This is a genomic window from Pseudomonas sp. P106(2024) (genome assembly GCF_057480815.1).
This window is the reverse complement of sequence record NZ_JBLIYU010000002.1, coordinates 244,014-269,162: the sequence shown is the minus strand read 5'-3', so window position 1 is coordinate 269,162 and position 25,149 is coordinate 244,014. Positions and strand designations below refer to the sequence as shown.

General features: G+C 65.2%; 31 protein-coding genes. 20 read left to right on the top strand and 11 right to left on the bottom strand.

Going from position 1 to position 25,149, the window contains the following annotated elements; all coding sequences use genetic code 11:
- Nucleotides 1–15 precede the first annotated feature (15 nt).
- The 12 genes from AC25M7_RS04840 to AC25M7_RS04785 all read left to right on the top strand — a co-directional run bounded on the left by AC25M7_RS04840 (nt 16) and on the right by AC25M7_RS04785 (nt 10,426).
- A complete protein-coding gene (locus AC25M7_RS04840; RefSeq protein WP_486970785.1) occupies nt 16–2,376 on the top strand; it encodes an efflux RND transporter permease subunit in 2,361 nt (786 codons plus the stop codon).
- Between the two features lie 28 nt (nt 2,377–2,404).
- A complete protein-coding gene (locus AC25M7_RS04835) occupies nt 2,405–3,367 on the top strand; it encodes a WD40/YVTN/BNR-like repeat-containing protein (protein WP_486970784.1) in 963 nt (320 codons plus the stop codon).
- A 37-nt stretch (nt 3,368–3,404) separates the two neighbouring features.
- Complete coding sequence (locus AC25M7_RS04830) at nt 3,405–4,625, top strand: amine dehydrogenase large subunit (RefSeq protein WP_232108738.1); 1,221 nt, start codon at nt 3,405–3,407, stop codon at nt 4,623–4,625.
- Complete coding sequence (locus AC25M7_RS04825) at nt 4,619–5,173, top strand: MauE/DoxX family redox-associated membrane protein (protein WP_062364443.1); 555 nt, start codon at nt 4,619–4,621, stop codon at nt 5,171–5,173. The genes AC25M7_RS04830 and AC25M7_RS04825 overlap by 7 nt, the downstream gene beginning before the upstream one ends.
- A complete protein-coding gene (gene mauD, locus AC25M7_RS04820) occupies nt 5,170–5,766 on the top strand; it encodes a methylamine dehydrogenase accessory protein MauD (RefSeq protein ID WP_486970783.1) in 597 nt (198 codons plus the stop codon). The genes AC25M7_RS04825 and mauD overlap by 4 nt, the downstream gene beginning before the upstream one ends.
- Entirely contained in the window at nt 5,763–6,287 is a 525-nt protein-coding gene (locus AC25M7_RS04815; RefSeq protein WP_028689280.1) for a methylamine dehydrogenase light chain, read from the top strand. The genes mauD and AC25M7_RS04815 overlap by 4 nt, the downstream gene beginning before the upstream one ends.
- 3 nt (nt 6,288–6,290) lie before the next feature.
- Entirely contained in the window at nt 6,291–6,737 is a 447-nt protein-coding gene (locus tag AC25M7_RS04810; protein WP_028689281.1) for a hypothetical protein, read from the top strand.
- Nucleotides 6,734–7,339 (top strand): c-type cytochrome, encoded by a 606-nt coding sequence (locus AC25M7_RS04805; protein WP_028689282.1) that lies wholly within the window; start codon nt 6,734–6,736, stop codon nt 7,337–7,339. The genes AC25M7_RS04810 and AC25M7_RS04805 overlap by 4 nt, the downstream gene beginning before the upstream one ends.
- Before the next feature lie 95 nt (nt 7,340–7,434).
- A complete protein-coding gene (locus AC25M7_RS04800) occupies nt 7,435–7,959 on the top strand; it encodes a hypothetical protein (RefSeq protein ID WP_051555628.1) in 525 nt (174 codons plus the stop codon).
- Entirely contained in the window at nt 7,956–8,660 is a 705-nt protein-coding gene (locus AC25M7_RS04795) for an NAD(P)H-dependent oxidoreductase (RefSeq protein WP_028689283.1), read from the top strand. The genes AC25M7_RS04800 and AC25M7_RS04795 overlap by 4 nt, the downstream gene beginning before the upstream one ends.
- Before the next feature lie 15 nt (nt 8,661–8,675).
- Complete coding sequence (locus AC25M7_RS04790; protein WP_028689284.1) at nt 8,676–9,458, top strand: enoyl-CoA hydratase/isomerase family protein; 783 nt, start codon at nt 8,676–8,678, stop codon at nt 9,456–9,458.
- Between the two features lie 146 nt (nt 9,459–9,604).
- Nucleotides 9,605–10,426, top strand: a complete 822-nt coding sequence (locus AC25M7_RS04785) for a MipA/OmpV family protein (RefSeq protein WP_028689285.1) — start codon at nt 9,605–9,607, stop codon at nt 10,424–10,426.
- 1 nt (nt 10,427) lies between these two features.
- Here the strand turns inward: AC25M7_RS04785 and AC25M7_RS04780 are convergent, their stop codons facing one another.
- Nucleotides 10,428–10,892, bottom strand: a complete 465-nt coding sequence (locus AC25M7_RS04780) for a VOC family protein (protein WP_028689286.1) — start codon at nt 10,890–10,892, stop codon at nt 10,428–10,430.
- 41 nt (nt 10,893–10,933) lie between these two features.
- Complete coding sequence (locus tag AC25M7_RS04775; protein ID WP_028689287.1) at nt 10,934–11,116, bottom strand: DUF2986 domain-containing protein; 183 nt, start codon at nt 11,114–11,116, stop codon at nt 10,934–10,936.
- 153 nt (nt 11,117–11,269) lie between these two features.
- Between AC25M7_RS04775 and AC25M7_RS04770 the strand changes: the two genes are divergently transcribed.
- The 8 genes from AC25M7_RS04770 (at nt 11,270) to AC25M7_RS04735 (ending at nt 18,687) form a co-directional block, all read left to right on the top strand.
- The gene (locus tag AC25M7_RS04770; RefSeq protein ID WP_486970782.1) at nt 11,270–12,037 is read left to right on the top strand and encodes a ribonuclease T2 family protein; all 768 of its coding nucleotides are present in this window, start codon (nt 11,270–11,272) and stop codon (nt 12,035–12,037) included.
- A gap of 22 nt (nt 12,038–12,059) precedes the next feature.
- Nucleotides 12,060–13,751, top strand: coding sequence for a phospholipase D-like domain-containing protein (locus AC25M7_RS04765; protein WP_062364435.1), 1,692 nt, complete (start codon nt 12,060–12,062; stop codon nt 13,749–13,751).
- A gap of 224 nt (nt 13,752–13,975) precedes the next feature.
- Complete coding sequence (locus tag AC25M7_RS04760) at nt 13,976–14,611, top strand: lytic polysaccharide monooxygenase auxiliary activity family 9 protein (RefSeq protein ID WP_028689290.1); 636 nt, start codon at nt 13,976–13,978, stop codon at nt 14,609–14,611.
- A 37-nt stretch (nt 14,612–14,648) separates the two neighbouring features.
- Nucleotides 14,649–15,698: a chitinase gene (locus tag AC25M7_RS04755; RefSeq protein ID WP_069017789.1), complete on the top strand. Its 1,050-nt coding sequence runs from the start codon at nt 14,649–14,651 to the stop codon at nt 15,696–15,698.
- 187 nt (nt 15,699–15,885) lie between these two features.
- Nucleotides 15,886–16,758, top strand: a complete 873-nt coding sequence (locus tag AC25M7_RS04750; RefSeq protein WP_236179403.1) for an AlkA N-terminal domain-containing protein — start codon at nt 15,886–15,888, stop codon at nt 16,756–16,758.
- 158 nt (nt 16,759–16,916) lie between these two features.
- Entirely contained in the window at nt 16,917–17,597 is a 681-nt protein-coding gene (locus tag AC25M7_RS04745) for a hypothetical protein (RefSeq protein ID WP_486970781.1), read from the top strand.
- Nucleotides 17,594–18,118 carry a hypothetical protein gene (locus AC25M7_RS04740; protein WP_028689292.1) on the top strand — a complete coding sequence of 175 codons (525 nt, stop codon included), beginning with the start codon at nt 17,594–17,596 and terminating at the stop codon, nt 18,116–18,118. The genes AC25M7_RS04745 and AC25M7_RS04740 overlap by 4 nt, the downstream gene beginning before the upstream one ends.
- The gene (locus tag AC25M7_RS04735) at nt 18,115–18,687 is read left to right on the top strand and encodes a hypothetical protein (protein WP_486970780.1); all 573 of its coding nucleotides are present in this window, start codon (nt 18,115–18,117) and stop codon (nt 18,685–18,687) included. Before AC25M7_RS04740 ends, AC25M7_RS04735 begins: the two co-directional genes overlap by 4 nt.
- 52 nt (nt 18,688–18,739) lie before the next feature.
- On the opposite strand, the gene AC25M7_RS04730 is transcribed toward AC25M7_RS04735, so the two are convergent.
- The 9 genes from AC25M7_RS04730 to AC25M7_RS04690 form a co-directional block, all read right to left on the bottom strand.
- A complete protein-coding gene (locus AC25M7_RS04730) occupies nt 18,740–19,147 on the bottom strand; it encodes an ACT domain-containing protein (RefSeq protein WP_247284396.1) in 408 nt (135 codons plus the stop codon).
- A 105-nt stretch (nt 19,148–19,252) separates the two neighbouring features.
- Nucleotides 19,253–19,486, bottom strand: a complete 234-nt coding sequence (locus AC25M7_RS04725; RefSeq protein WP_088852138.1) for a hypothetical protein — start codon at nt 19,484–19,486, stop codon at nt 19,253–19,255.
- A 71-nt stretch (nt 19,487–19,557) separates the two neighbouring features.
- The gene (locus AC25M7_RS04720) at nt 19,558–19,983 is read right to left on the bottom strand and encodes a GNAT family N-acetyltransferase (RefSeq protein WP_088852137.1); all 426 of its coding nucleotides are present in this window, start codon (nt 19,981–19,983) and stop codon (nt 19,558–19,560) included.
- Nucleotides 19,984–20,104: 121 nt separating this feature from the next.
- Complete coding sequence (locus AC25M7_RS04715) at nt 20,105–20,593, bottom strand: DUF2878 domain-containing protein (RefSeq protein WP_207852656.1); 489 nt, start codon at nt 20,591–20,593, stop codon at nt 20,105–20,107.
- 3 nt (nt 20,594–20,596) lie between these two features.
- Nucleotides 20,597–21,856, bottom strand: coding sequence for an SAM-dependent methyltransferase (locus AC25M7_RS04710; RefSeq protein ID WP_241410966.1), 1,260 nt, complete (start codon nt 21,854–21,856; stop codon nt 20,597–20,599).
- Nucleotides 21,837–22,640 (bottom strand): DUF1365 domain-containing protein, encoded by an 804-nt coding sequence (locus AC25M7_RS04705; protein WP_062364425.1) that lies wholly within the window; start codon nt 22,638–22,640, stop codon nt 21,837–21,839. Before AC25M7_RS04705 ends, AC25M7_RS04710 begins: the two co-directional genes overlap by 20 nt.
- Nucleotides 22,637–23,884: an NAD(P)/FAD-dependent oxidoreductase gene (locus AC25M7_RS04700; RefSeq protein WP_486970779.1), complete on the bottom strand. Its 1,248-nt coding sequence runs from the start codon at nt 23,882–23,884 to the stop codon at nt 22,637–22,639. The genes AC25M7_RS04705 and AC25M7_RS04700 overlap by 4 nt, the downstream gene beginning before the upstream one ends.
- A gap of 6 nt (nt 23,885–23,890) precedes the next feature.
- Nucleotides 23,891–24,643: an SDR family NAD(P)-dependent oxidoreductase gene (locus AC25M7_RS04695; protein ID WP_236179406.1), complete on the bottom strand. Its 753-nt coding sequence runs from the start codon at nt 24,641–24,643 to the stop codon at nt 23,891–23,893.
- The gene (locus AC25M7_RS04690; RefSeq protein WP_062364418.1) at nt 24,640–25,062 is read right to left on the bottom strand and encodes a nuclear transport factor 2 family protein; all 423 of its coding nucleotides are present in this window, start codon (nt 25,060–25,062) and stop codon (nt 24,640–24,642) included. Before AC25M7_RS04690 ends, AC25M7_RS04695 begins: the two co-directional genes overlap by 4 nt.
- Between the last annotated feature and the right edge of the window lie 87 nt (nt 25,063–25,149).

The following is a 25,149-nucleotide window of genomic DNA, read 5'->3' as shown; positions in this document are numbered from 1 at the left end:
GTGGGGAGGCTATTCATGCTGGCTAATCTGGTCTCGGCGCTCGAGCGCCTGGTCTTTCGCCACCGCCTGGCGACCCTCGGCCTGCTGGCCGTGGTCACCCTGGTGATGGGCCTGTTTGCCGCGCGTCTGGAGATGACGGCGGGCTTCGACAAACAGCTGCCGCAGCAGCACCCCTATATCAAGACGTTCAACCAGTACCGCGACGTGCTGTTCGGCGCCAACCGCGTCATCGTGGTGCTGCGGGCGCGCCATGGCGATATCTGGAACACGGCGGCGCTGACACGCTTGCACGACCTGACCCAGACGCTGTTCTTCCTGCCGGGCATCGACCGGCGCAGCGTCACTTCGCTGTGGACGCCGAACACCCGCGCGGTGCAGATCACCGAGGAGGGCATGAAGGCCGAGGACGTGGTCGGCGGTGATGTCACCGTCGGCAACCTCGATGCCCGGGCCATTGCCGCCATTCGTGAGCGCACCCTGGCCGGCGGCTTCGTCGGCACCCTGGTGGCCAATGACCAGCGTGGGGCCATGGTGGTGGCGGAGCTGGCCGACCCGGACCCGGTGACGGGCAAACGTCTCGATTACCTGGCCTTCAGTCGTCAGTTGGAGGAGCAGGTACGGGCGCGATACGCCGACGCCGCCTTCGACGTGCAGATCATCGGCTTCGCCAAGCAGATGGGCGATATCGGCGCCGGCGCCCGCAGCGTGGTCGAGTTCTTCGCCCTGGCTTTTGTGCTCACGGCATTGGCGGTCTACTGGTACATCCGCTCCTGGCGCCTGACGGCGCTGGCGCTGGTGTGTTCGCTGGTGTCGGTGGTGTGGCAGTTCGGCACCCTGACGCTGTTGGGCTTCGGCCTCGATCCGCTGGCGATCCTGGTGCCGTTCCTGGTGTTTGCCATCGGCGTGTCCCACGGCGTACAGCAGGTCAATTTCATCGCCAAGGAGGTCTGTGCCGGTGCCGATGGCATGACCGCCGCCAGGCGCAGTTTCGTCGGCCTGATGATTCCCGGCACCCTGGCCCTGATCACCGCCTTCGTCGGCTTTGCGACGTTGGTGCTGGTGCCGATCCCGATGATTCGCGAACTGGCCATTACCGCGTCGGTAGGGGTGGCCTACAAGATCGTCACCAACCTGGTGATGCTGCCGGTACTGGCCAGCTACTGCCGTTTCGACGGACGCTACGTGGCCAAGGTCGAGCGCCTGCGTGCGCGCCGCGAAGGATTGATGACCGGCCTTGGGCGCATCGCCGAGCCGCGCAACGCGCTGCGGGTGACCATGCTGGGCGTTGGCCTGATGGCACTGGCGGTGTGGCAGAGCCAGGGCCGGCACATTGGCCATGTGCTGCCGGGGGCGCCCGAACTGCACGCCGACTCGCGCTACAACCAGGATGTGGAGCAGGTGGTCAGCCATTTCGCCCTGGGCCTGGACCTGTTCACCGTGGCCGTGCAGACCCCGGCGGGCGGTTGCTACCGGCATGACGTGATGGCCTATGTCGACCGCCTGACCTGGTACCTGGGCACCTTGCCCGGCGTGCTGTCGGCGCAAGCGCTGCCGGCCATGGCCAAGCTGGCGGCCTCGGGGGTCAATGAAGGCAACCCGAAATGGGCGGCACTGCCGGTCGACGAGCTGTCCCTGGGCGAAACCGTGCGCCAGGTGCCCGAAGCGCTGCGCCTGTTCGATGCCGACTGCACCGTGCTGCCGGTCAACCTGTACCTGGCCGACCACAAGGCCAGCACCCTCAAGCAGATAACCGCGGCCGTCGAGCAGTACCGCGAGCGCCATGTGCTGCCTGGGGTGAGCGTGCGCCTGGCCAGCGGCAACGCCGGGGTGCAGGCCGCCACCAACGCGGTGGTGGAGGGCTCGGAGCTGCCGATGATGCTCTACGTGTACCTGACCATCGTGCTGCTGGTGGGGCTGGTATACCGCGACTGGCGGGCGATGCTTGCCTGCTGCCTGCCGCTGACCCTGGCGACCTTCCTCGGCTACTGGTTCATGAAGGCCCTCGACATCGGCCTGATCGTGGCCACCTTGCCGGTGATGGTGCTGGCCGTGGGCGTCGGGGTGGATTACGCCTTCTACATCTACAACCGCCTGCAACTGCACCTGGCAGCAGGAAGCGACATCGTCGCCGCCTTCCAGCAGGCCTTGCGCGAAGTGGGCGTGGCCACGGTGTTCACCGCGCTGACGCTGTCGGTGGGGGTGGCCACCTGGTCGTTCTCGGCGTTGAAATTCCAGGCCGACATGGGTCTGCTGCTGACCTTCATGTTCATGGCCAACATGCTCATGGCGGTGACCTTGCTGCCGGCGCTGGCCGTGGTCCTGGAAAGACTGGTTCCGCGACGGGGGCCGGTCCGCGCGCCCCTGATCGCCCATTGAGAAGGGCTGAAGGATGAGGACTGTTCAGGTGTTGCCCTGGTTGCTGGGGGTGATATGGGCAGGGCAGGTCGCTGCGGCGCCGGCCATTGCCCTGAGCGATGTACGCCACGCGCCCCTGGTGGCGGTGGCGCGGGCCGGGGAAGGGCTGGTCGCGGTGGGCGACCACGGCGTGGTGGCGTTGTCCGCCGATGGCCAGCAATGGCGCCAGGCGCGCAGCGTGCCGGTGGATGGTTTGCTGACCGCCGTGAGCTTCGTCGATGAGCGACAAGGCTGGGCGGTGGGGCATGGTGGGGTGCTGCTGCACAGCCTCGACGGCGGTCAGCACTGGACCCTGCAACAGCGCCTGGAGGGCAAACCCGTGCTGCTGTCGGTGCTGTTCACCGATGCCCACCACGGCATGCTTGTCGGTGCCTACGGTTATGCGGCGCGCACGGTCGATGGCGGCGTCAGCTGGCTGCCGATGCAAATCGGCGAGGAGGGCGACGACTTCCACCTCAATCAGGTGTTCCAGGCCGCTGACGGCAGTCTGTTCATCGTCGGCGAGGCCGGCCACGGCTACCGCTCCTCTGACCAGGGCGCGTCCTGGCAGGCGCTGGACACCGGTGTCAGTGGCTCGCTGTGGACCGGCACCGGCCTGCACGATGGTCGCGTGCTGCTGGCGGGGATGAGTGGGCGGGTGCTGCTGGGCGACAGCCAGGGGCGCCACTGGCGCCTGCTCGACAGTGGCAGCCGCGAGGCGATCAGCGCCGTGACGCAACTGGATGACGGGCGGGTGGCGCTGGTGGGTAATTCGGGCCTGGTGGCGATCTCCGACTCGCAGGTGGCGCATTTTACCAGCGCACAACGTGAAGACCGCTCGAACCTGGCCGCCCTGGCTGCGCAATCCGGTCACCTGCTGTTGTTCGGCGCCACTGGCGTGATCGATGGCGTGGCACCGGATGCCAAGGCAGCTGTCACCGCGCGCCAAGCCTCTGAAAATGCCCCTCGATAGACTCAAGCCCAGGCCAATCGCCTGTTGCGGAGCCCCTATGTTCAAGCGTTCCTTGCGTCATCTGCTGTGTGGTCTGTCGTTGTTCGCCGGCACCGCCTCGGCACTGGCCGAATTCGTGCCGGAGCAGGCCCGTGTCGAAGTGCTGGGCGATCATCGCGAGCAGCACTGGTTCTGGATCTGGGGCAGCAATGCGCCCAACATGGTCGATGGCCGCGCCTACCTGTTCGACGACCAGGGCCGCAACCTCGGCCAGCTGAGCACCGGCATCTGGTCCAACGGCCTGCAGCTGGCGCACAGCCGCGACGAGCTGTATGCCACCGAGATCTACTTCAGCCGTGGCGTGCGCGGCCAGCGCAGCGATGTGGTCACGGTGTACGACGCCAGGACCCTCAGCCCCAAGCGTGAGATCGCGATCCCGGCCAAGCGCATGACCGCGCTGATCTCCACGGGCCTCAGCGTGCTTTCCGATGACGAGCGCTTCCTGCTGGTGCTCAATTTCACCCCGGCGCAGTCGATCTCGGTGGTCGATCTGGAAAACCGCCGCTTCGTCACCGAGGTGCCGATCCCCGGCTGCGCCTCTATCTACCCGGCCGGCCCTCGCGATTTCTACGCCATCTGCGGCAATGGCGGGTTCTTCCACCTGCGCTTGGATGATCAGGGGCAGGTGGCGCTGCAAGAGCGCACCGCGCCAGCGTTCGATCCATTGCAGGACCTGCTGCTGACCACGGGCGTGCGCGATGGCGGCACGTGGTACTTCGTCTCCCAGCACAACCGCGCCTATGCCCTGGACATGAGCGCCGAGGGTGTGCGCCCGCGCAAGCAGTGGTCGTTGCTCAGTGACCAGGAGCGCGCCGATGGCTGGGGCATTGCCGGCAACCATGGTGTGGCCTTGCATCGGCAGAGCGGGCGGCTGTTCGTATTGATGCACAAGGACAAACCGGAGAACTACCAGAAGCCCGGCACCGAGGTGTGGGTGTTCGATGTGGCCACGCAGCAGCGTGTGGCGCGCCTGTCGCTCAAGGAGCAGAGCACCGCCATCGGCGTCAGCCAGGGCGCGCAACCACGGCTGTACAGCCTGGACTGGGTGGTGCCGATGCCGAGCCTGTTCACCCTGTGGGTCTACCTGACAGAAGGCGAGGCCGGACTGACCCCGTTGCTGCGTCAGGGTGTGAACCTGTACGACGCTGACAGCGGCGAGCACCTGCGCAGTGTCGGTGACATTCCCCTGGGTTTCCTCAATGTGGTGATGCCATGGTGAGCGTCGAACTGCTGCATGACCCCTTGGTGCATGTCGCCAGCGTCGGCGGGCTGGCCCTGCTGCTCGGCGCCGCCGCGCTACACAAGCTGCACGATCCCCGGGCGTTTGCCGAGGTGCTGCAACGCTATGCGCGCGTGTTGGGCCGCTGGTGCGCGGCGCCGGTGTGGGCGCACCTGTTGCCGGTGCTGGACGTGTTGGCCGCCGCCGGCTTGTTGCTGAGCCTGTGGTGGCCGTTGGCGACGCTGCCCGCTGTGGTGATGCTGGTGCTGTATGCCGGCGTGCTGGCGGCGGCCGTGGGAGAGGGTGCATCCCTGGAAGACTGCGGCTGCCACTTCGGCGGCCGTCGCCAGCCGCCGTCCCGGGCGCTGGTCTGGCGCAACCTGCTGCTGGCGCTGGTCGCCGGCAACCTCTTGGTACCGATGAACGAACGCGCGCTGAGCTGGCTCGACGGCTGCACCCTGGTGTTCGCCTTCGTCTGTGTCGCCGCCCTGTACCTGCTGGCCAACCAGCTGATCTCCAACCGTGCACTTGTGAGGCAACGGCCATGACCTATGCACTGATCATTTCCAGCCTGTTGTCCTGGGCGATCATCCTGATGCTGATCCTTGCCGTGTGGGCGCTGGCGCGCCAGGTCGGGCTGCTGCATGAGCGCATTCAGCCGGTGGGGGCGCTGTCCCTGGGCAAGGCGATAAAGGCCGGTGACACGGCGCCCGTGTTCACCCTGCCGAGCCTGAACGGGGGCTCGGTCAACCTGGGCGGCGCAAGCGGGCAGGGCACTTTGCTGTTCTTCCTGTCCGAGACGTGCCCGGTGTGCAAGACGCTGCTGCCGGTGCTCGATGCGTTGCGCCGCCAGGAACGCCTGAGGGTCGTGCTGGCCAGCGATGGCGAAGCGGATGAGCACCTGGCCTTCATCGCCGCCCACAGCTTGCAGGCGTTCCCCTACCTGCTGTCGCGGGAAGTGGGCCTGGCCTACCAGATCAGCAAGCTGCCCTACGCTGTGCTGATCGATGAGCACGGCCGCGTCGCCAGCCATGGCCTGATCAACACCCGCGAGCACCTGGAAAGCCTGCTGGAAGCGCGGCGCCTGGGGCATGCCACCGTCCAGGCGTACAACGCCGCGCAACAGGGGATGCAGCCATGACGATCCGTTGGTTCGACGAGGCCACCCAACTGCTGACCCGCCGTGTCGCCCGCGGCACTTCGCGCCGCGGCTTTCTTGGCGGCCTGGGCACCTTGCTGGTCGGCACCGGGGCGACCACCCTGCTGCCGGTGTTTCGCGGCGGCGCCTTTGCCCAGTCCAGCGCTGGTCTGCAGGAGTCGGGTGATCCGAACAGTTGCGAGTATTGGCGTCACTGCGCCATCGACGGTTTCCTTTGCGGCTGCTGCGGCGGCACGTCCAGCAGTTGCCCTCCGGGCACCGTGCGCTCGGACATCACCTGGATCGGCACCTGCCGCAACCCCACCGACGGCAAGGACTACGTCATCTCGTACAACGACTGCTGCGGCAAGAGCAACTGCGGCCGTTGCGTGTGCCAGCGTGACCAGGGCGACACGCCGCTGTACCGCCCGCAGAGCTCCAACGACCTCAACTGGTGCTCCGGCAGCCAGGCGGACATGCCGTACCACTGCTCGCTGTCGGTGGTGATCGGGGTCAAGGAGTAGGGCATGGCCGTGCGCCGGATAGGGCTGCTGACGCTGGCGGTGCTGTTGCTCGCCGGCAATGCCCGGGCCACCGAGCCCCGTCAGTTCGACTACATGCTCAACTGCCAGGGCTGCCACCTGCCCGACGGCAGCGGCAACCCGGCGCGCAACGTGCCGGCGTTTCCCGGGCAACTAGGCAAGTTCCTCGGGGTGCCGGGGGGGCGCGAGTACCTGGTGCAGGTGCCGGGTTCGGCTTTGTCGGGGTTGTCGGACGAAGCCCTGGCCGGCGTCCTCAACTGGATGCTGGCGCGTTTCGACGCCCGTCATCTGCCCGCTGATTTCAACCCCTACACCGGTGCCGAGGTGCGGCAGTGGCGCGGGGCGGTGCCCGCCGACGTCGAGACCACGCGCAATCGCCTGCTGCAACGCATCGCTGAACAAGAACGACGATCAGGGAACCCCGACCGATGAAACAAAGCCTTTACGCTGGCCTGCTGGCCATGACCGCGGCCTTCGCCGCCCACGCCGAAGCGCCACCGACCCAGGCCACCACCTGTGTGGCCTGTCACGGTGCCCAGGGCCAGGGCAACCCCGCCCTGGGCGCGCCGCGGCTGGCCGGGCAGCAGGCCGAATACCTGCTCACCCAGCTGCGCGACTTCAAGGCAGGCCGCCGTGGCTATGCCGCCGCAGACACCCATGGCGCACAGATGCGCGCCATCGCCACGACCATAGGCGATGGCGACCAGGAACCGCTGGCGCGCTACTTCGCAGGGCTTGGCGGTACTTCCAGCACTGTGCCAGCTGCGTCCGCTAGTCAGGGGCAAGCGCTTTACCAGGGTACCTGCGGCGCTTGTCACGGCCCTCAGGCAGAGGGCTTCGCGCACTTGAAAACGCCCAATCTGCGCGTGCTTGACCGGGTCTATCTGGAGCGTCAGCTGACGGCGTTCAGCGATGGGACCCGAGGGGGCGAGCAGCATGGCAGCGAGCTGGCGATCTGGATGCGCGGCATTGCCTTGCAACTGCATGACGATGATCAGCGGCGGGTATTGCTCGACTACATCGCCAGCCCTTGAATCGGGGCTGCTGCGCAGCTCATTCACGGCATAAGGCCGCTACTACAGGAATCGTGAAGGCCCACTGTCCCTCTCCAACGGAAATACCTCCTACCATGCCATCACCCAAGTTTCTCAAGGGCTTTCGCCACGAACTGGCCAACCGCGCCTTCGCCCTGGCGGCGGTCCGGCGCATGGCTTCGCGCTTGCAAGGCCAGCCGTCCCATCCATTCTGGAAGACCTATGCCGACCTCGAACGCTTCAATCAACCGCGTTACCAGGCCGCCGCCGACCGCTGGGGGCTGGATACCACGCCCGGCGTACTGACACGGCTCAAGGCCTGGCTGCTGTCCTCGGTCCCGCGGCCCCTGCAAGGCCTGATGCTGCGCATCGTCCACCACGAGACCGTGAAGTACATGGCCTGGCTGCAGGGCCTGCGCCAGATTGGCCCCGCTGATGCGCAGCGTTTCCTAGACTACATGATCGAGCAGGAGCAACTGCAGCTGGACATGATGCGCATGGCGCTCAATGGGCGCTACCGCGATGTGGTACGCCAGGCCGACACCTTCTTCCTCAAATACAACGGTGTGCGGCTGCTGGCCGAACACCCCTTGCCACCTGCCACCGCGGAGCTGCCATGAACGTCCTGATCGTCCATGCCCACAACGAACCCCAGTCCTTCAACAGTGCCATGGCCCGCCTGGCCGTGGAGGTTCTCGAGGGCCAGGGCCACAGCGTTCAGCTGTCGGATCTCTATGCCATGGACTTCAACCCGGTCGCCAGCGCCGATGACTTCCGTCAGCGCGCCAATGCCGACTACCTGGTCTATGCCCTGGAGCAGCGCCATGCGGTCAACAACGGCACCCTGGCCGCGGACATCGCCGCGGAGCTGGACAAGATCCGCTGGGCCGACCTGATCATCCTCAACTTCCCCATCTACTGGTTCAGCATGCCGGCCATCCTCAAGGGCTGGATCGACCGGGTGTTCGTCTCAGGCTACTGCTATGGCGGCACGCGCATCTACGACCGTGGCGGGCTCAAGGGCAAGCGGGCGATGCTCAGCTTCTCACTGGGTGGGCAGAGCCACATGTTCGGGCCGGATGCGGTGCATGGCGAACTTGACGCGATGCTGCGTCCGATCCAGCGCGGGGTGCTGGGCTATGTCGGGTTGTCGGTGTTGCCGCCGTTCGTGGCGTTCCATGTGCCCTACATCAGCAAGCAGGCGCGCCAGCAGTACCTGGCGCAGTACCGCGAGCATCTGCTGACGCTCGATGAGCGGGCGCCGCTGGTGTTCCCGTCGCTGGATGATTTCGATGCCACCTTGCACCCAAGGGTCCTGTGAAGGGGAGCGATGCTCATGCCTGTTCATGTCGAGCGTTGCGAAGGCATCGCGTTTCTCACCCTGGATCAGCCGCAGCGACGCAACAGCTTCGACCTGTCCATGGCCGTCGCCCTGCGCGATGCCGTGCGCGGCCTGGCGCTGGCGCCGCCGAAGGTGGTGCTGCTGCGCAGCCGGGGCGAGCACTTCTCGGTCGGCGGTGACGTCCATCACTTCCAGCAGTTACTGCAACGTTCGCCCGACGCCCGTAGCGCAGGTGTCGCGCAGTTGGTCGGCGCGGTGAACGAGGCGGTGCTCGGGCTCACAGACCTGCCATGCCCGGTGCTGGGTCTGCTCAATGGCGCCGTGGCCGGCTTCGGCCTGTCCCTGGCGCTGGGCTGCGACCTGCTGGTGGCCGCCGAGGACGCCCGGCTGGTCTACGCCTACGGTGCCATCGGCATCACCCCGGACGGCGGCGGCAGTTGGCACCTGCCGCGCCACCTCGGGCTGCACCGCGCCCTGGCCCTGGCGTTGCTGAACACGCCCTTGTCGGCCCAGCAGGCCCAGGCGCTCGGGTTGGTGGTCGAGGTGGTGCCCGCCGACGCCTTGCCGGCCACCGGCCTGGCGCTGGCCAGGCGCCTTGCCGGCGCCGCCGCCGCTGCGCAGACGGGGGCCAAGCGGTTGCTGCGTGCAGGCCTGGAGGGCGATCTGGCCAGTGCGCTGGACCGGGAGCGAGGTGTGTTCGTGAGTCTTTGCGCCAGCGATGACTTTGCCGAGGGGGTGGAGGCCTTTTGTGAGCGCCGTCCGGCGTCCTTCGGCTAAAAAATTCAGCCATCTTCACGGGATCTTGATAGTCGCTCGAAGGAACGTTGACAGACCCTCGCTAGAGTGCGCGCCAGTTGAAATGCGCCGGGCAATCCCGGTGCGTTTCCCGTGGTGTCGAAAACCTTATCCAGCGAGTCATGATCATGTTCGAAACAACGTCCATCAGGAAGATACTGGGCACTTCGCTTGCCCTCAACGCGGCGCTTGCCTGCAGCCAGGCTAGTGCCCAGGAAAAGACTGCGCCGGACATCATCTGGGGCGACGAGGCCCAGGTCAGCGCAGGCTTCGCCCTGCATGCCGCGCCGCGCTACATGGGCGCGAAGGGCAGCCAGGGCCACCTGCTGCCATCGGTGACCGTCCAGCGCGGCATCTTCTTCGCCGACAGCCTCAAGGGCGTGGGCGTGCAGCACCAGTTCGACAACGGCTTCAGTGCCAGCCTCTCGGTTGGCTACGACTTCGGCCGTGCCGACGGTGACAGCAAGTACCGCAATGGCTCGGACGATTTGAAAGGCATGGGCGAGGTAGGCGGTGCGACGGTGGTCGACATCAATCTGGCCCAGCAGGTCCTGCCCTGGCTGGCGATCACCGCCGATGCCGAGCTGCGTACCGGTGGCTACAAGCGCGGCAACCGCTATCAGTTCGGCCTGCTGAGCACGCTGCACCACAACGACGCCGACACGGTGACCCTGGGCGTCAACGCCCATGCGGGGCAGGCTCGGTACAACCAGGCCTACTTCGGCGTCACCGGCCAGCAAAGCGACAACACCGATTTCGATCGATTCAAGGCCGACCAGGGCATCTATGCCTACTCAGGCGAGTTGTCGTGGATGCACCGGTTCGACCCGCACTGGTCGACCATCGCCAGCGTGAATGTGACGCACTATACCGACCAGGTCCGCCACAGCCCGATCATCCGCCAGGACACGCCGGTCACCTCGACCGTCGGCGTTCAGTACGCGTTCTGATTCAGGCCAGCGGCAGGAACGCCTCTTCGATGAACGCTTCGAGCGCCTGCGCCTCGATGATCTCGATCGAGAAATGCCCGAAACGCTTCGGCAGCCAGATGATGCGGGCACCGGCAGGCGACTGCAGGTGTTCGCGCGCCAGCGGCTTGCCGTTCTCGTCCTCGGGCTGGATGCCGTTGGCCGTCAGTTGGTCATAGGCCTGTTCGATGTCCGGCGTGGAGTAGCAATGGCGGTAGATCATCCCTTCGCCGTGAGTATCGAGCAGGTCCTTGAGGTTGCCCGCCAGCGGCTGCACCAGCATGAAACGCTCCTGACCGATCCGGGCGATGGCGTAGTGCACATGCAGGCCGCCGCGCTCCCAGACGAGCGTGCGCGAGATCTCGGCGCCCAGCACCTGGGCGTAGTAGGTACAAGCGGCCTGCAGATCGGCGACCAGCACATCCACGTGGCTGAATGTCAGGTCCATCGCATCGCTCGCTTTCTCGGCAGGTGTTGTCATCATCAGGCTCAGTGCTGGGTGGGGGAGGCGCTGTCTGCGTTGGCCTGCTCGGCGCCCAGGCTGGCTTCGGCTGCCAGTTTCAGCCGGTCGGCCTTGGAAATGTAGGTGTTGCGGTTTTTCGGCGCCAGCTTGGCGCTGGCCTTCTTGGCGTGGGCTTTCAACAGCTGGTTGATCTTTTTACGACGGTTCATGTTTTTTCGCTTCATTGGCGCCTTGTGGTACGGCAGGACGAACGATACAACAAAGCACCACTGACGAATCGTCATATTCGCGCTACACCATCACCTGACGGGGTTGAACGAGCGACAGGCACGGAGCCTGTCGCACCCGACAAGGAGGTCATCATGCAAGGAACACCACGGCATTGCGCCTGGATGAGAACGCTGTTCTGGGGCTGGCTGGCCGTTGCCTCGCCGATTTTCGCCGAGGAAATCTGCGCGTTGCCCGACGTCGTCGAGCCCGCCCCGGTGCGCCCGGTGGACTATGTCAACAAGGACCTGCCCACCGACTACCTGGCGCTGGTGCTGTCCTGGTCGCCGGAACACTGCGAGACCCAGCGCAACAAGCCCAAGGCGCAACGGGACAAGCATGCCTTCCAGTGCTTCTCCGGCAACCGTTTCGAATGGGTGGTGCATGGACTGTGGCCGCAGAACCGCTATGCCAAGTCCAACCAGGACCATCCTCGCAACTGCCAGAGCGTCGGCTCGCTGCCGGCGCCACTGGTCAGGCAGCACCTGTGCATGATGCCGGGGCCGGACCTGATGCAGAACGAATGGCAGGCCCATGGTACCTGTGGCTGGTCGTCCGCCGAGCGCTACTTCGCCGATATCCAACGGGTGTACGACACGCTGCGCCGTCCCGATACCCAGGCCATGCTCGGCCGCAACCCTGGTCCCAATCAACTGCTGGACGCCAAGGTCAGCGATATCAAGCAGGCTTTCCTGGCCCGCAACCCCGCGCTGCCGTCGCAGAGCCTGCGAGTCTCGGTAGGCTCGGGCAACCGGCTGAAGGAACTCTGGGTGTGCCTGGACAAGCAGCTTGCCCCGATCTCCTGCCCGAGCGGCGGGACCCCTGACAGTCAATCGATCAAGGTCAGGACGCCGTTCCAGTAACCGGCCTGCAAGGAGTGCACCCATGCGAGCATCCGCCACTGGCGACTATCTGCGGGTACGGGCTATCGCCGGCACCCATGTCGTGTTCCTGGCCTGGGACTTCGTGACGCCGCCGAGCCTCGAGGCTCTGGTCGGCGAACAGAACCTGCTGGGCTTTGCCGTGCACCGTCGGTACTTCGACGCGGCCGGCAAGGTGCGGACCCAGTACTACCTGCGCGGCCTCAAGCGTTTCGCCGACAAGGACAAGGGGCTGCCACCGGGCACGCTGGTGCCCACCAGCGAGCATCCGATCCAGAGTTTCCTGTGGGCCGACTACACCGTCGCCGCCGATGGGGATTACGAGTACAGGGTGCTGCCGGTGTTTGGCGAACCCAAGAACCTGCGCATCGACGAAGCCCGGAGCGTCGCGGTGCGCGTGCGCTGTGAACCCACGCTGGCGCCGGCCGGCGAGGGCTTGGGACACGATATCCACTTCAACCGCGGCGTGATCGGCTCCCAGGCTTATGCCAGGGAGTTCGACAACGTTGCTCCCGACCCCGATGCGCCGGCATCAAAACCGATGAAATGGCTTTCGCGGGGCTTGTACGAAGCCCTGCTCGACTTCATCGGGCGTGGCGGCGCTAAGGGCATGGGCTTGCGCGCGGCGTTCTACGAGTTCCAGTACCTGCCAGTTGCCCAGGCCCTGCGCGAGGCCGCCCGCGAAGGCGACGTGCAGGTCGTCTTCGATGCGTACAGCAAGTACAAGGCGAACAACCTGGCCACCATCGAGCAGGCTGGCCTGCAGGCCTGGGTTCATCCGCGCACGGTCAGCGAAGGCATCCGCCACAACAAGTTCATCGTGCTGCTCAAGGACGGCCAGCCGGTCAGCGTCTGGACCGGTTCGACCAATATTTCAGCTGGCGGGATCTTCGGCCACTCGAACGTTGGCCATGTCGTCCACGACCCCATCATCGCCCGGCAATACCTGGACTACTGGACGCGGCTGCAACAGAACATGACCCCGGCCAGGCTGCTCGGGCCCAACGCCCAGGCCAGCCCATTGCCCACCTTGCCACTGCAGCCGGGCACCTACCCGCTGTTCAGCCCCCGCGAGCGCAAGGAAACGCCCCAGGCGCAAAAGACCTTGCAGTGGTACGCGGACCTGGCCGGCAATGCCCGGCAACTGGTGTGCTTCACCGCCGCGTTCGAAATCGCCCCGGAATTCCAGAAGGTGCTCCAGGCCCAGAACGACGTGCTGCGCTACGTGATCAAGGACGATCCGCTCAGGAAGACCGAAGACATTGGCACCGACGGTGACGTGATCTTCGCCGCCGGCAGCTACCTGGGCGAGGACAACCCGCTGGCCAACGCGCTCAAGGAGCGTGACAACCCGCTCAACAGCAACGACTTCGTCCATACCAAGTACCTGTTGGTCGACCCCCTGGGCGAGCAGCCCACCGTGGTGACCGGGTCGGCGAACTTCAGCGCCGCCTCCCAGGAAAAGAACGACGAGAACATGCTGGTGATCCACGGCGATACCCGGGTGGCGGATATCTACTTCGGTGAGTTCATGCGCCTGTTCGACCACCACTACGCGCGCTACCTGGCGGCGAAGTACCAGGCCCGGCCGGGGAGCACCGGCAACTACCTCAAACCCCAGGTCGGGCAATGGTTGCCTGCACACCTGGATCCGTCTAACTACCGGTCGAAGCGGCGCCGCTATCTGGTCGGCTGACAGTCCCCTCAGGCCATGCGCCGCCTGGGCATGTAGGTGATTTGCTCCATGATGGGTAGGAGAAACATAGCGATACTGTATGAATGTCCAGTATTTATTGGGGCTCCTCCCAACGGCCGGCTTCTGTGCGCAAAATCGCGCCGTGGACAATAAATCCAGCTCCGTTAGTTTGAAGGCCTCTCCTTCGGAAAGGGAGAGTTCTCAAATCAAATGGAGCTATGAACATGAACCAACCACAAAACCAGAACCCACTCCGCCATGGCCGCGTCACTTCCCCGGCTTCCCGCGGCGCCGTCGCCATCGACCTCGGTGTGCTGAGCGGCTGGCAGGTCGACGAAATGGAAGGCGGCAAGAACTTCCCGGCCCTGGCGGCCGGTCCGTTCCCCGCACCGTTCCAATCGGACAACCCAAGCGTCGCCCCGCCCGCCGACGGCTATATCCTCAGCGGCGGCAAGACCGACGCCCGTGACTGCGTCAACTTCACCGACGAGGAGATGAGCAAGAAGCTCAACCGCGCCTTCACCTGGCCGCTGGTGAACGTCGACCCCGGGCAGCTGTTCAAGGTGACCTGGCGCTACACCGCGCCGCACACCACCCGTGGCTACCGCTGGCTGATTACCAAGGACGGTTGGGATCCGAAACAGCGCATCACCCGTGCGCAGCTGGAGGACAAACCGTTCGCCGAGGACTTCTACCCGCAGGTGCCGTACTACAGCCATGCCGGGGAGCTGAAGGCCAAGGTCGACCACGAAGTGAAGCTGCCGGCCAACAAGAAGGGCCGTCATGTGATCGTCCTGATGTGGATCGTCGCCAACACCGGCAACGCCTTCTACCAGGCCTTCGACGTCGACTTCAAGTAAGTCCGCGGATCTTCCACACGTTCTAAAGGATTGGAACATGTCAAAGATTGACTTTACCCAACTGAAGGCCGCGCGGGACGATGCCGCCTCGCGCATGCCCAGCCTCGAGGGCAAGAAGATCCTCATGGGCTACTGGCACAACTGGCCGGCAGGCCCGGCGGACGGCTACCAGCGCGGGCAGTTCGCCAACATGAGCCTGGAGGAGGTGCCGCGCGACTACAACGTGGTGGCCGTGGCGTTCATGAAGGGCAGCGGCATCCCGACCTTCAAGCCTTACAACCTGTCCGATGCCGAGTTCCGCCGCCAGGTCGGCGTGCTCAACAGCCAGGGCAGGGCGGTGCTGATGTCGTTGGGCGGTGCCGATGCGCACATCGCGCTGAACCCGGGCCACGAACAGCCGCTGGCCAATGAAATCATCCGCCTGGTGGAAACCTACGGTTTCGACGGGCTGGACATCGATCTTGAACAGAGCGCGATCGACTTCGCCGCCAACAAGACCGTCCTGCCCGCCGCGCTGAAGCTGGTGAAGGATCACTATGCCGCCGAGGGCAAGCATTTCATCATCAGCATGGCACCGGAGTTCCCGTACCTGACCAGCGCCGGGCGCTACGTCGACTACCTCAAGGCACTGGAGGGGTACTACGACTTCATCGCCCCGCAGTTCTACAACCAGGGTGGCGACGGGCTGTGGGTACAGGAGGCCAACAACGGCAAGGGCGCCTGGATCGCCCAGAACAACGATGCGCTCAAAGAGGACTTCCTCTTCTACCTGACCGAAAGCCTGGTCAGCGGCACCCGCGGCTTCACCCGGATCCCGGCCGACAAGTTCGTCATCGGCCTGCCGGCCAACGTCGATGCCGCCGCCACCGGCTACGTGGTCAACCCGACGGCGCTGACCAACGCGTTCAAGCGTCTGTACGCCAAGGGCGTGTCGATCAAAGGCCTGATGACCTGGTCGGTCAACTGGGACAACGGGGTCAACAAGGACCACGTGCCCTACAACCAGGAATTCAGCCGACGCTACGGGCCGCTGATCAACGGCACCAAGGCACCTGCTCGCACCCGCAAGGCACCGACGGGCGCCTGATCGAACTCGCATCGGGCAGACGTGCCTGATGCCCGGCAGTCGAGGCCTGCCGAGGTGAACGATCGATAAGAATCCGATGCCGCAAGGCATCGGATTTTTTGTTGTCTGCAGGATAGGGGCAACCCTGTGAGCCCTATGTCCGAAAATAGCGCGCCTCGAACGCGTCCAGGACACTAGAATGTCGCTCATGACCAACCTCTGTCTGGGCTGGTGCCCACCCTATGACATCGAAGCGATGCTGGGCTTCCTGCGCCTGCGCGCCATCCCGGGCCTGGAGTGGGTCGAGGGCCGGCAGTACGCGCGCACCCTGCGCCTTGTGCAGGACTCGCAGGCGTGCAGCGGCTGGCTGAGCGTGAGCCTTGATGACGAGCGCGCCCAGGCGCAGGTGACGATCAGTGACAGCCTTGCCAGCGTGCTGCCCATGCTGATCAACCGCGTGCGAACCGCGTTCGATCTGGATGCCGACCCGGTGGCGATCCACCGCGTGTTGCAGGCCAGTTTTCCGACCAGCGAAGGCATGCGTGTGCCCGGTACGCTGGATGGCTTCGAACTGGCGGTGCGCGCCGTGCTCGGCCAGCAAATCACCGTGGTCGCCGCACGCACGCTGGGCGCGCGCCTGGTCACCGCCTTTGGCGAGCCCATCCAGACTCCAGTCGCAGCGCTGGACCGACTGTTCCCCACACCGGCCACCCTGGCGGCGGCCAGTGGTGACGCCCTTGGCCGACTGGGCATCACGCGCCAGCGCCAGGCGGCGCTCAAGGCCCTGGCCGAGGCCGTGGGGGAGGGGCGCCTGGTGCTGAGCCCCGGCGTCGATGTCGCGGCCACCTGCGCCCAGTTGCGTGCCTTGCCCGGCATCGGCGACTGGACGGCCCAGTACATCGCCTTGCGCGCGTTGCGCTGGCCCGATGCGTTTCCGGCGGGAGACGTGGCACTGCAGAAAGCTCTGGGTGTGAACAGTGCCAGCGCCGCTACGCAGGCCGCGCAGGGCTGGCGCCCCTGGCGGGGTTATGCGGTGCTGCGCGCCTGGCAAGGGCTGGCGGGCGAGGCGCGTGCAAACTGACAGGCAGCACCCTTGGATCGCGGTGTGGCAAATAGCTATAACTGCCACTCGCCTGATGACCCGCTGCGCTATATCATCGCGCCCCCACAGCCGGCAGCAGTCACCCCTCGACCTACCGTCGGCAACCGATGGAACGCGATCCCCTTCAAGGACTTTTCATGCCTGGATTTCTCCGTGCATTCGCACGTCTGTTACCCCTTGCCCTGTTGACGGGCTGCGCCGCCAAGTCTCCGGTCCTCGTCACTGCGCCCCTGCTACCGGCCGCAGGCGATCCGGTCGCGTACCTGGTCGGCAGTATCGGTCCGCTAGGTCGCGACAGTGCCTACACCAACCAGCGGATCCTGTTGCGCAAGCGCGGCTCGCAATACGGCGCGGCGGCCTGGTGGGGCCATGCCGAGGTGGAACATACCCCGAAGGACATCGAAGAGGTACGCGGCAACGACAAGAACGCGCTCCCTGGCGAGGCCAGCGTCTTCGTCATGCCGCTCAAGCCCGGCGACTACGAATTCTACGATTTCCAGTTCTTCTGGACGGGCTTCAACGGCGCCTACAGCACCCTCCAGGCGCGGGAGCAATTCCTGGTGCCCATGCACCTGGAGGCGGGCAAGGCGTATTACATCGGCGAGTTCCGCTCGCGCTGCCTTGAAACTTCGGCCTGCATGTTCTTCCATGGCGACCAGCAGCCAAGGGATGAAGTGATTGCGCGGCGTCAGAATCCTGGTTTGCCGACCTTGCAGGCGTTGAATCTGAACATGGCGCCGGCGTTTCCTTTCGTGACGACGCTGCCCGTGGCCGGCTCGGCGGATGATAAGCCAGGCAACCAGGAGTCCAAGCAATGAAAAAGTCCCTGCTTCTCACCGCAGGTCTGTTGCTGGGCGGCTGCGCCGGCACCCAGACCCTCCCCGACCCGCAGATCAGGGACGGCCTGGATTACCTGCCGCCGATCACGGTGATGGTCGATTCGCTCGAGCACAGTTACGAATTGCGCAACTACCTGCGAGAAAGCGGAGTATTCAGCAGCGTCGAAAGCGGCAGCGCCGCAGAAGGGCAGACTCAGGTGATGGTCAAGCTGGATGCCCAGCGCAAGGTCGCGCCCATGCCGTTGCTGTTCCTCAGTGCCGCCACCTTGTTCCTGCTGCCGTTGCAGAGCGACATGGACACCAAGGCCGACTTCACCGTGATGCGTGATGGCAAGGTGCTAAATCGCTACCACTATGAAAACTACATGGCCAAGTACGCTTGGCTGCTCGATCTCGGTATTCCCGAGCGCCAGGAAAACATCCGCCGCGTCGCCCGCGCCTTCGCCCGTGACATGCAGGCCGCGAGCCTGGCGGGCAATGCGCCGCAGGCGCAGCGATGAATCGCCTGTGCACGTTGGGGCTGGCCGCTGCGGGACTGCTGGCGCTGGGCGGCTGCAACCCATCGATGAAGCCGCTGGGCTACCACGCTGAAAAACCCTATGTGCCGATGAGCCTGGTGGTGATGCCGGACGGTTACACGCGCTTCGACATCCAGGAGCGCAACGAGCTGACCGCGGCGGTCAGGTCGTCCGGTGCGTTTTCCTTCGTCGACCATGGGGTGCCCCGCAAAGGCTATGGCCTGGTCATCACTCAGCCACCGGGCAAAGGGGCAGGGGTGCTGGTGGCGCTCAACGCGTTGACGTTGCTGACCTTCCCGATGCCCTACAGCTATGTGCACAACCTCACCGGCCAAGTCTACAAGGATGGTCAACTGCTGCGCACCTTCAGCTACAAGCGCGAGGGCCTGAACGTGGCCGCCTGGTACGTGCCGCCGCCGATCACCGAGAACCAGCGGCAGATGCTCACCGAGCTGATGTCGGACCTGGAGGCCAGCGCGCTGATTCCCCATGTAGGTGACGAGGGGCAGGAGGCGGTGAGCGCTGGGTTGGGGCTGTCCGGCGCAGAGTGAATCTGCCCTGGTTGGAACGGGGCACCGCGTTGGTTCTGGCAGCGCCAATCGCTCAGGCTTGGTTGGCGCTGCTTGAAAGTGCCCTCAATACGGCCATGGCGCTCTGGGCCTCATCCACACCGACAAAGATGTGGTCATGGTAATAGGCCGCCACCACGTTGCAACTGATGCCGGCCTTGCCCAGCGCGGTGGCGAACGCGGCGGTCAGGCCCACGGCTTCGAGGGAGGAGTGGACGGTCAGGGTGATCCAGGCGCACACGTAGGTGTAGGGCAGTTGCATCGCGTCCGCGACCTTTCGCTCCAGGATGACCGTCCAGCCTTCGCGCTCCCTGAAGCTGCTGACAATGTTCAGGTCTTGTAGTTGTGAGGCGTCGGTGACCGTGGCAAAGACATACTCACCGTCATTGAGTACGGGTTTCATGGACTGGAGGAGTTTTTCAATCGAGGTTTCGCCATGCATCGTGTGGGCTCCTGGGGTGGTGAGCCGGCAGTCTAGAGGGTTAACCAGGGACGATTGAAATTAGCATTGCACGCAGGGCATTAGGACAATCGATGAGCCGGGTGCTTATCGACCCAGGCGTAATTTTTCCAGTGCCTCCAGGGCGGCCCGCAGTTCAGCGGATGACTGCGGCTTGTGCAGGTCGATGCCGGTTTCGCGCTCCAGCTGCTGGATAAGATCATCGCGCTTCATGTCGAACTTCTGCGCCACCAGCAGGGCGCATGAACGCGCGTGCGAGGCACGATGCGAGAAGGGCTGGTTTTCATCCAGTAGTTTTCTTCTGTGGGAGTTGAAGGACATTGTCTTGCCTGACTATCAATGGCCCATGCCGTCGTCAATAGAATGGGGGAAAACATAGGGCGCAGACTTCTTCAATCGATGTGTTTGCGAAGGAAAAAACGCTTGTGGCCTGGAGGGAAATCGTCGAGATGCCCGAACTCGGTGAACCCATGTCGCTTGTAGAACTCAGGGGCCTGGAAATCGAACGTGTCGAGCCAGAGGCCGACACAGCCCCTCTCACGCGCGACATCCTCCGCCATGCGGATCAGGCGTGAGCCAGTGCCTTGACCTCTGGTCTGTTCAGGTATGGCGAGCAATTCGATAAAGAACCAGCGATAAAAAATCTCCCCATGAAGCCCGCCGATGATCTCGTCGGTAACCTCGTCACGCACCAGCAGAGCGATGCTCTCCGGCTTAGGATCGCCTGCACGGGAAGTGTTGTGAGCCCGCAAGGGCTTGAGGATGGCTGCGCGTTCTTCTTCTCCCGGCCCGACCATCATGTCTATTCGAATCGCCATTGCTAGTCCTTTAGGTCACGACGTTGGGGAATAAACCTTGGTATCCATCCTGTTGCGGATGGAGTACCGGCTGACACTCTACCGCAATGGACGGGTAAATGGTTCATGGTCCTGTGGCCGCTCAGCGCCACGTTGCCAGGCGTACCAGCGAGGGCAACAGCAGCGCCCAGATCGGCGCCAGCAGCAGGGCGGTGGTGACGGTGCCCAACGGCAGGTCGACCTGCGCCAGCCGGGCGCCGGCCAGGTAGGCCAGTGGTCCGCCCAACGCGCCGAACAGCGCCCCGCGCCAGAACGGCCAGCCGGCCCAGGCCAGGCTGTGGCGCAGGCCGCTGGCCAGCACCAGCCACAGCATCGCCAGCCACATGGGTAGAGGACGGCTGTCGAAAGCGAACACGCCAAGCGCGCCGAGCAGGCTATCCAGCAGGCAACCGGCCAGCGTTACGCGCAGTAGCGCCCGGGATTCGCCAGCGCGATCCCGGCACAGGAATACATGCGCCACCATGACCGGCGGCACCACCAGCAACAACCAGGGCCATCGCGCCCCGAGCACGCACAGCCACCAGCCGGCCTGAAGCCACAGGGCATTGGCGATCAGCCAGCCACGGCGCATGGGTCAGTGCCCAGGCAACGGGGCGCGCCGAGCCAGGGGGCCGGCCCACAGCAACTGGGCGACGCCGATGGCGCGTTCCTCGAATCCGCCCTGGCAGTAGCACAAGTAGTACTCCCACAGTCGCTGGAACATGTCGTCGTAGCCGAGCGCCGCCAGCTCACCACGTGCCTGGCGCAGGTTGTCGCGCCAATGACGCAGGGTGCGTGCATAGTCCAGGCCGAAGTCCTCCAGGTGCACGAGGTTCAGCCCTGTCTGGCGGCTGGCGGTGTCGAGCAGCACGCTCAGCGACGGCAGGGCGCCGCCGGGGAAGATGTAGCGCTGGATGAAGTCCACCGAGCGCCGGGCCTGGGCATAGCGCTGGTCGCGGATGGTGATGGCCTGCAGGAGCATCAGCCCGTCAGGTTTGAGCAGCGCGGCGCACTGGCGAAAGTACACGGGCAGGAAACGGTGGCCAACGGCTTCGATCATCTCGATCGAGACCAGTTTGTCGAAAGTTCCCTGCAGGTCGCGATAGTCCTGGCGCAACACCGTTACACGGTGTTCCAGCCCCAATGCCTGGACGCGCTGGAGGGTGAACGCATACTGGGCTTCGGAGAGCGTCGTGGTGGTGACCCGGCAACCGTGTCGGGTCGCGGCGTGGATCGCCAGGCTGCCCCAGCCGCTGCCGATCTCCAGCAGGTGATCCTGCGCACCCAGTTCGAGCTTGCGGCAGATCTGCTCCAGCTTGTTCAACTGGGCGTGCTCCAGGGGTTGCTCGGGGTGTTCGAAGCGGGCCGCCGAGTACATCATGGTCGGGTCGAGCAGGTGTTCGAACAGGACGTTGCCCAGGTCGTAGTGGGCCAGGATATTGCGTTTGGCGCCGCGCCGGGTGTTGCGGTTCAGGCGATGCAGCAGGCGCAGCAGGGGGCGACCCAGGCGTGCCAGGCCACCTTCCAGGGCGTCCAGCACCTCCAGGTTGGCCACGAACAGGCGGGTCACGGCCGCCAGGTCCGGGCTGTGCCAGTAGCCGTGGATGTAGGCTTCGCCGGCACCGATCGAACCGTTGCCGGCCACCAGGTTCCAGGCCGCGCCTTCAAGGATCTCCACTTCGGCCAGCAACGGGCTGCCGGCGTCGCCGAAGCTCCATTGCTGTCCCCGCTCGCGCAGTCGCAGGTGGCCGTGGCGCAGCTTGCCCAGTTGCGCCAGCACCGCGCTGCGGGCCAGCCCACCCAACAGGGGGGTGAGGCCTGCGGATTTGCTGACGCTAAGGGTGGGGTTCGACATGATCGGGCTCCTCGCAGCGGTGGCCAAGCGCCAGGGCGCCCTGGCTGGCGGTGTGGTCGTGAATGGGGATGCGCTTGAGCAACAGGCGCAGGGCTTGCCAATAGATGGCCGAGACGGTGCGCAGGCTCATCCAGGGGAAGGACAGCAGGTATCGGTGCAGCGCGGCGCGGCCCAGCGGCTGGCGCCGCACGGCGAGGTCGGCTTCGAAGACTTTCTGACCGTCTCGCCAGTTCTCCATGTGTACGTGAATCCGTTGCGCATCCAGATGGAAACGCAGGTGGTAGTCCATGGCCATTGGCAGGAAGGGCGAGACGTGGAAGGCCTTGGCCATGACGAATGGCTGGTCTAGACCGTCCCGCACCGGCAGTACATAGTGGAAGCGCTCGCGCCATGGCGTATTGCGCACTTCCAGCAGGATCGCCGCCAGTTGTTCGTTACGGTCATGGCAGAAGTACAGGCTCACCGGGTTGAACGACAGTCCCCAACTGCGCAGTTGGGTCAGCAGACGCACCGGGCCCTCGGGAATCTGGCCGGTGGCTTGGCCGACCACCCGGCGGGCGGCCTGGGCCAGCGGCTCGCCGGTGCCGGTCAGCGCCGGCAGGTAGTCGGTCTCGCGCCAGCTCAACGGGGCCAATCGCCCGTGGCCTATCCAGCGCGACAGGCCCAGCAGCCAGGCCTGCTCGTCAAGGTCCAGGTAGAACATACCGATCCGGTAGCGGAAGGCATGCGGGCGGGGCCCCAGGCGCCGATGGCTGACCCAGCCCGGGCACAGGCTGCTGTTCACAGTTGCTCTCCGAAGTGTTCGGCGACCTTGAGCGCACTCACCACGCCGTCCTCGTGAAAGCCGTTGCCCCAGTAGGCGCCGCAGTAGTAGCTGTGGCGCTGGCCCTGCAGTTCGGCCTGGCGGGCCTGTGCGGCGGTGGCGGCGAGGCTGTACTGGGGGTGGGCGTACTGGTTACGGGCGATGATCTGCGTCGGGTCTACCTGAGCGGTCTGGTTGAGGCTGACACAGAAGGTCACCGGGGCCTGGATGCCCTGCAGTATGTTCATGTTGTAGGTCAGCGCTGCCGGAGCCTGTTCGGGGCCGCCCAGGCGGTAGTTCCAGCTGGCCCAGGCCTTGCGCCGGCGCGGCAGCAGGCGGGTGTCGGTGTGCAGCAGCACGTCGTTGCTGGCGTAGGTGATGGCCCCGAGCACCGCGCGCTCCTGGGCGCTGGGCGCCTCCAGCAAGGCCAGGGCCTGGTCGCTGTGGCAGGCGAACACCACGTTGTCGAAGCGCTCGCTACCGGCCTTGCTGAACAGGGTGACACCGCCTTCGTCGCGGCTCACCCGGTCGACCTTGCACGCCAGGCGGATGCGCTCGGCGAACGGCCGGCACAGCGGTGCGACATAGCTGTGCGAACCACCTTCGACGACCCGCCACTGCGGACGTCGGTTCACCGACAGCAGTCCATGGTTGCGGCAAAAGCGCACGAAGAACTGCAAGGGAAAACCGAGCATGTCCGCCCGTGACATCGACCAGATCGCCGAGCCCATCGGCACGATGTAGTGCTCGACGAAGCGCCGGCCATAGCCCTGTGCCTGGAGATAGCCGCCCAAGGTGGTGGAAGGGTCTATTCGCCCGCGGTCCAGGTCGGCCAGGGCCTGGCGGTTGAAACGCAGGATGTCGCGCAGCATGCCCCAGAACCCCGGCGACACCAGGTTGCGCCGTTGCGCGAACAGGGTGTCGAGGTCGTGGCCGTTGTATTCGAGGCCACTGCTCGGGTCATGCACCGAGAAGCTCATCTGGGTCGGTCGCGAGGCAACGCCGAGCTGGTCGAGCAGGCGGATGAAGTTCGGGTAGGTCCAGTCGTTGAACACGATGAAACCGGTATCCACCGCATGGCGCTCGCCGTGCCAGGGCACTTCGACGGTATGGGTGTGGCCACCGATCCAGTCGTCGGCCTCGAACACCGTGACTTCGTGGCGGCGCGACAGCAGGTGGGCGCAGGTCAGGCCGGCGATGCCGCTGCCTATGATCGCGATACGCATGTTGGGCTATTCCTGTGGCCGTCTTGCCAGGCGTCGACCCAGCGCCAGGCGCCAACGCGGCGGCAGCGCGCCGAGCAGGCGCAGGGCCAAGGTGAACGCAGCGGGGAAGTTGATTTCCAGTGGCCGCCCGGGCAGGCGCCGGGCGATATGGCGGGCGGCGCGTTGCGCCGTCCAGCGCTGGGGCATGGGGAAGTCGTTACGCCGGGTCAGAGGCGTGTCGACGAAGCCGGGGCTGATCAGGGTGACATCGATGCCTTCGTTGGCCAGGTCGAGACGCAGCGATTCGACCAGGTAACGCACGGCGGCCTTGGACGCGCCATAGGCACCGGCGCGGGGCAGGGCTAGCCAGGCCACCGAGCTGCCCATCACCACCACATGCGGGCGTTCGCCACGGCGCAGCAAGGGCAGGGCGGCGGCCAGGCAATGGCACAGGCCCAGCAGGTTGATGCGCATCACACGTTCGACCAGGTCAGGGTCGAATCGACCTGGCTCCAGATATTCGCAGGTCCCGGCGTTGAGGATGACCCCGTCCAGCGCGCCCCAGGTCTGCTGCAGTTCGTCGGCGATCAATGCCAGCCGTTCACGGTCTTCGATGTCGCCAAGAGCCACCAGTGCCTGCTCGGGAAAGCGTGCGACCAGGGGCGCCAGGCGTTCGGCGCAGCGGCCGCCCAAGGCCACCCGGTGCCCTTGTTCCAGCAATTGCACAGCCAATGCGGCGCCGATGCCACTGCTGGCGCCGGTCAGCCAGTAGCGGCTCATGCCAGCCGGCCCTTGAGCCAGCGAATGGCGCCGCCCATGACCGGGACATGTTCATACAGCAGCGCGCCAGCGTCGAAGTAATCCTGGTGAACCTGTACCCGCTGCTGCCATTGCAGGTGGCTGCAGCCTTGCAGACTGATGGCACGGCCACTGGCGAGGCGCGGATGTCTAAAGTGCAGGGTCCAGCGCAGGTAGCCCTGTCCGGGCCGGACCTCGTCGGCGCCGGTGAAGGCATAGCGGATATCGTGGACGTTGGCGTAGAGCTGGGCGAAGTACGCCTGCAGTGCCGGCAGGCCATCGATCTGGTGCAGCGGGTCGCGAAAGCGGATGTCTTCGCTGTACAGGTTTTCCAGCGAATCAAGATTGCCTGCCTGCAAGCGGGCAAAGTGATGGGCGAACTGCAGCAGGTAGTCTGACATACGCGGCTCCGGGCAATCCTGTACAACGATGGCAAGTTGTACAGGTATGACTGAAGCCTAGGACTAAAATTGTACAAATACAACTAT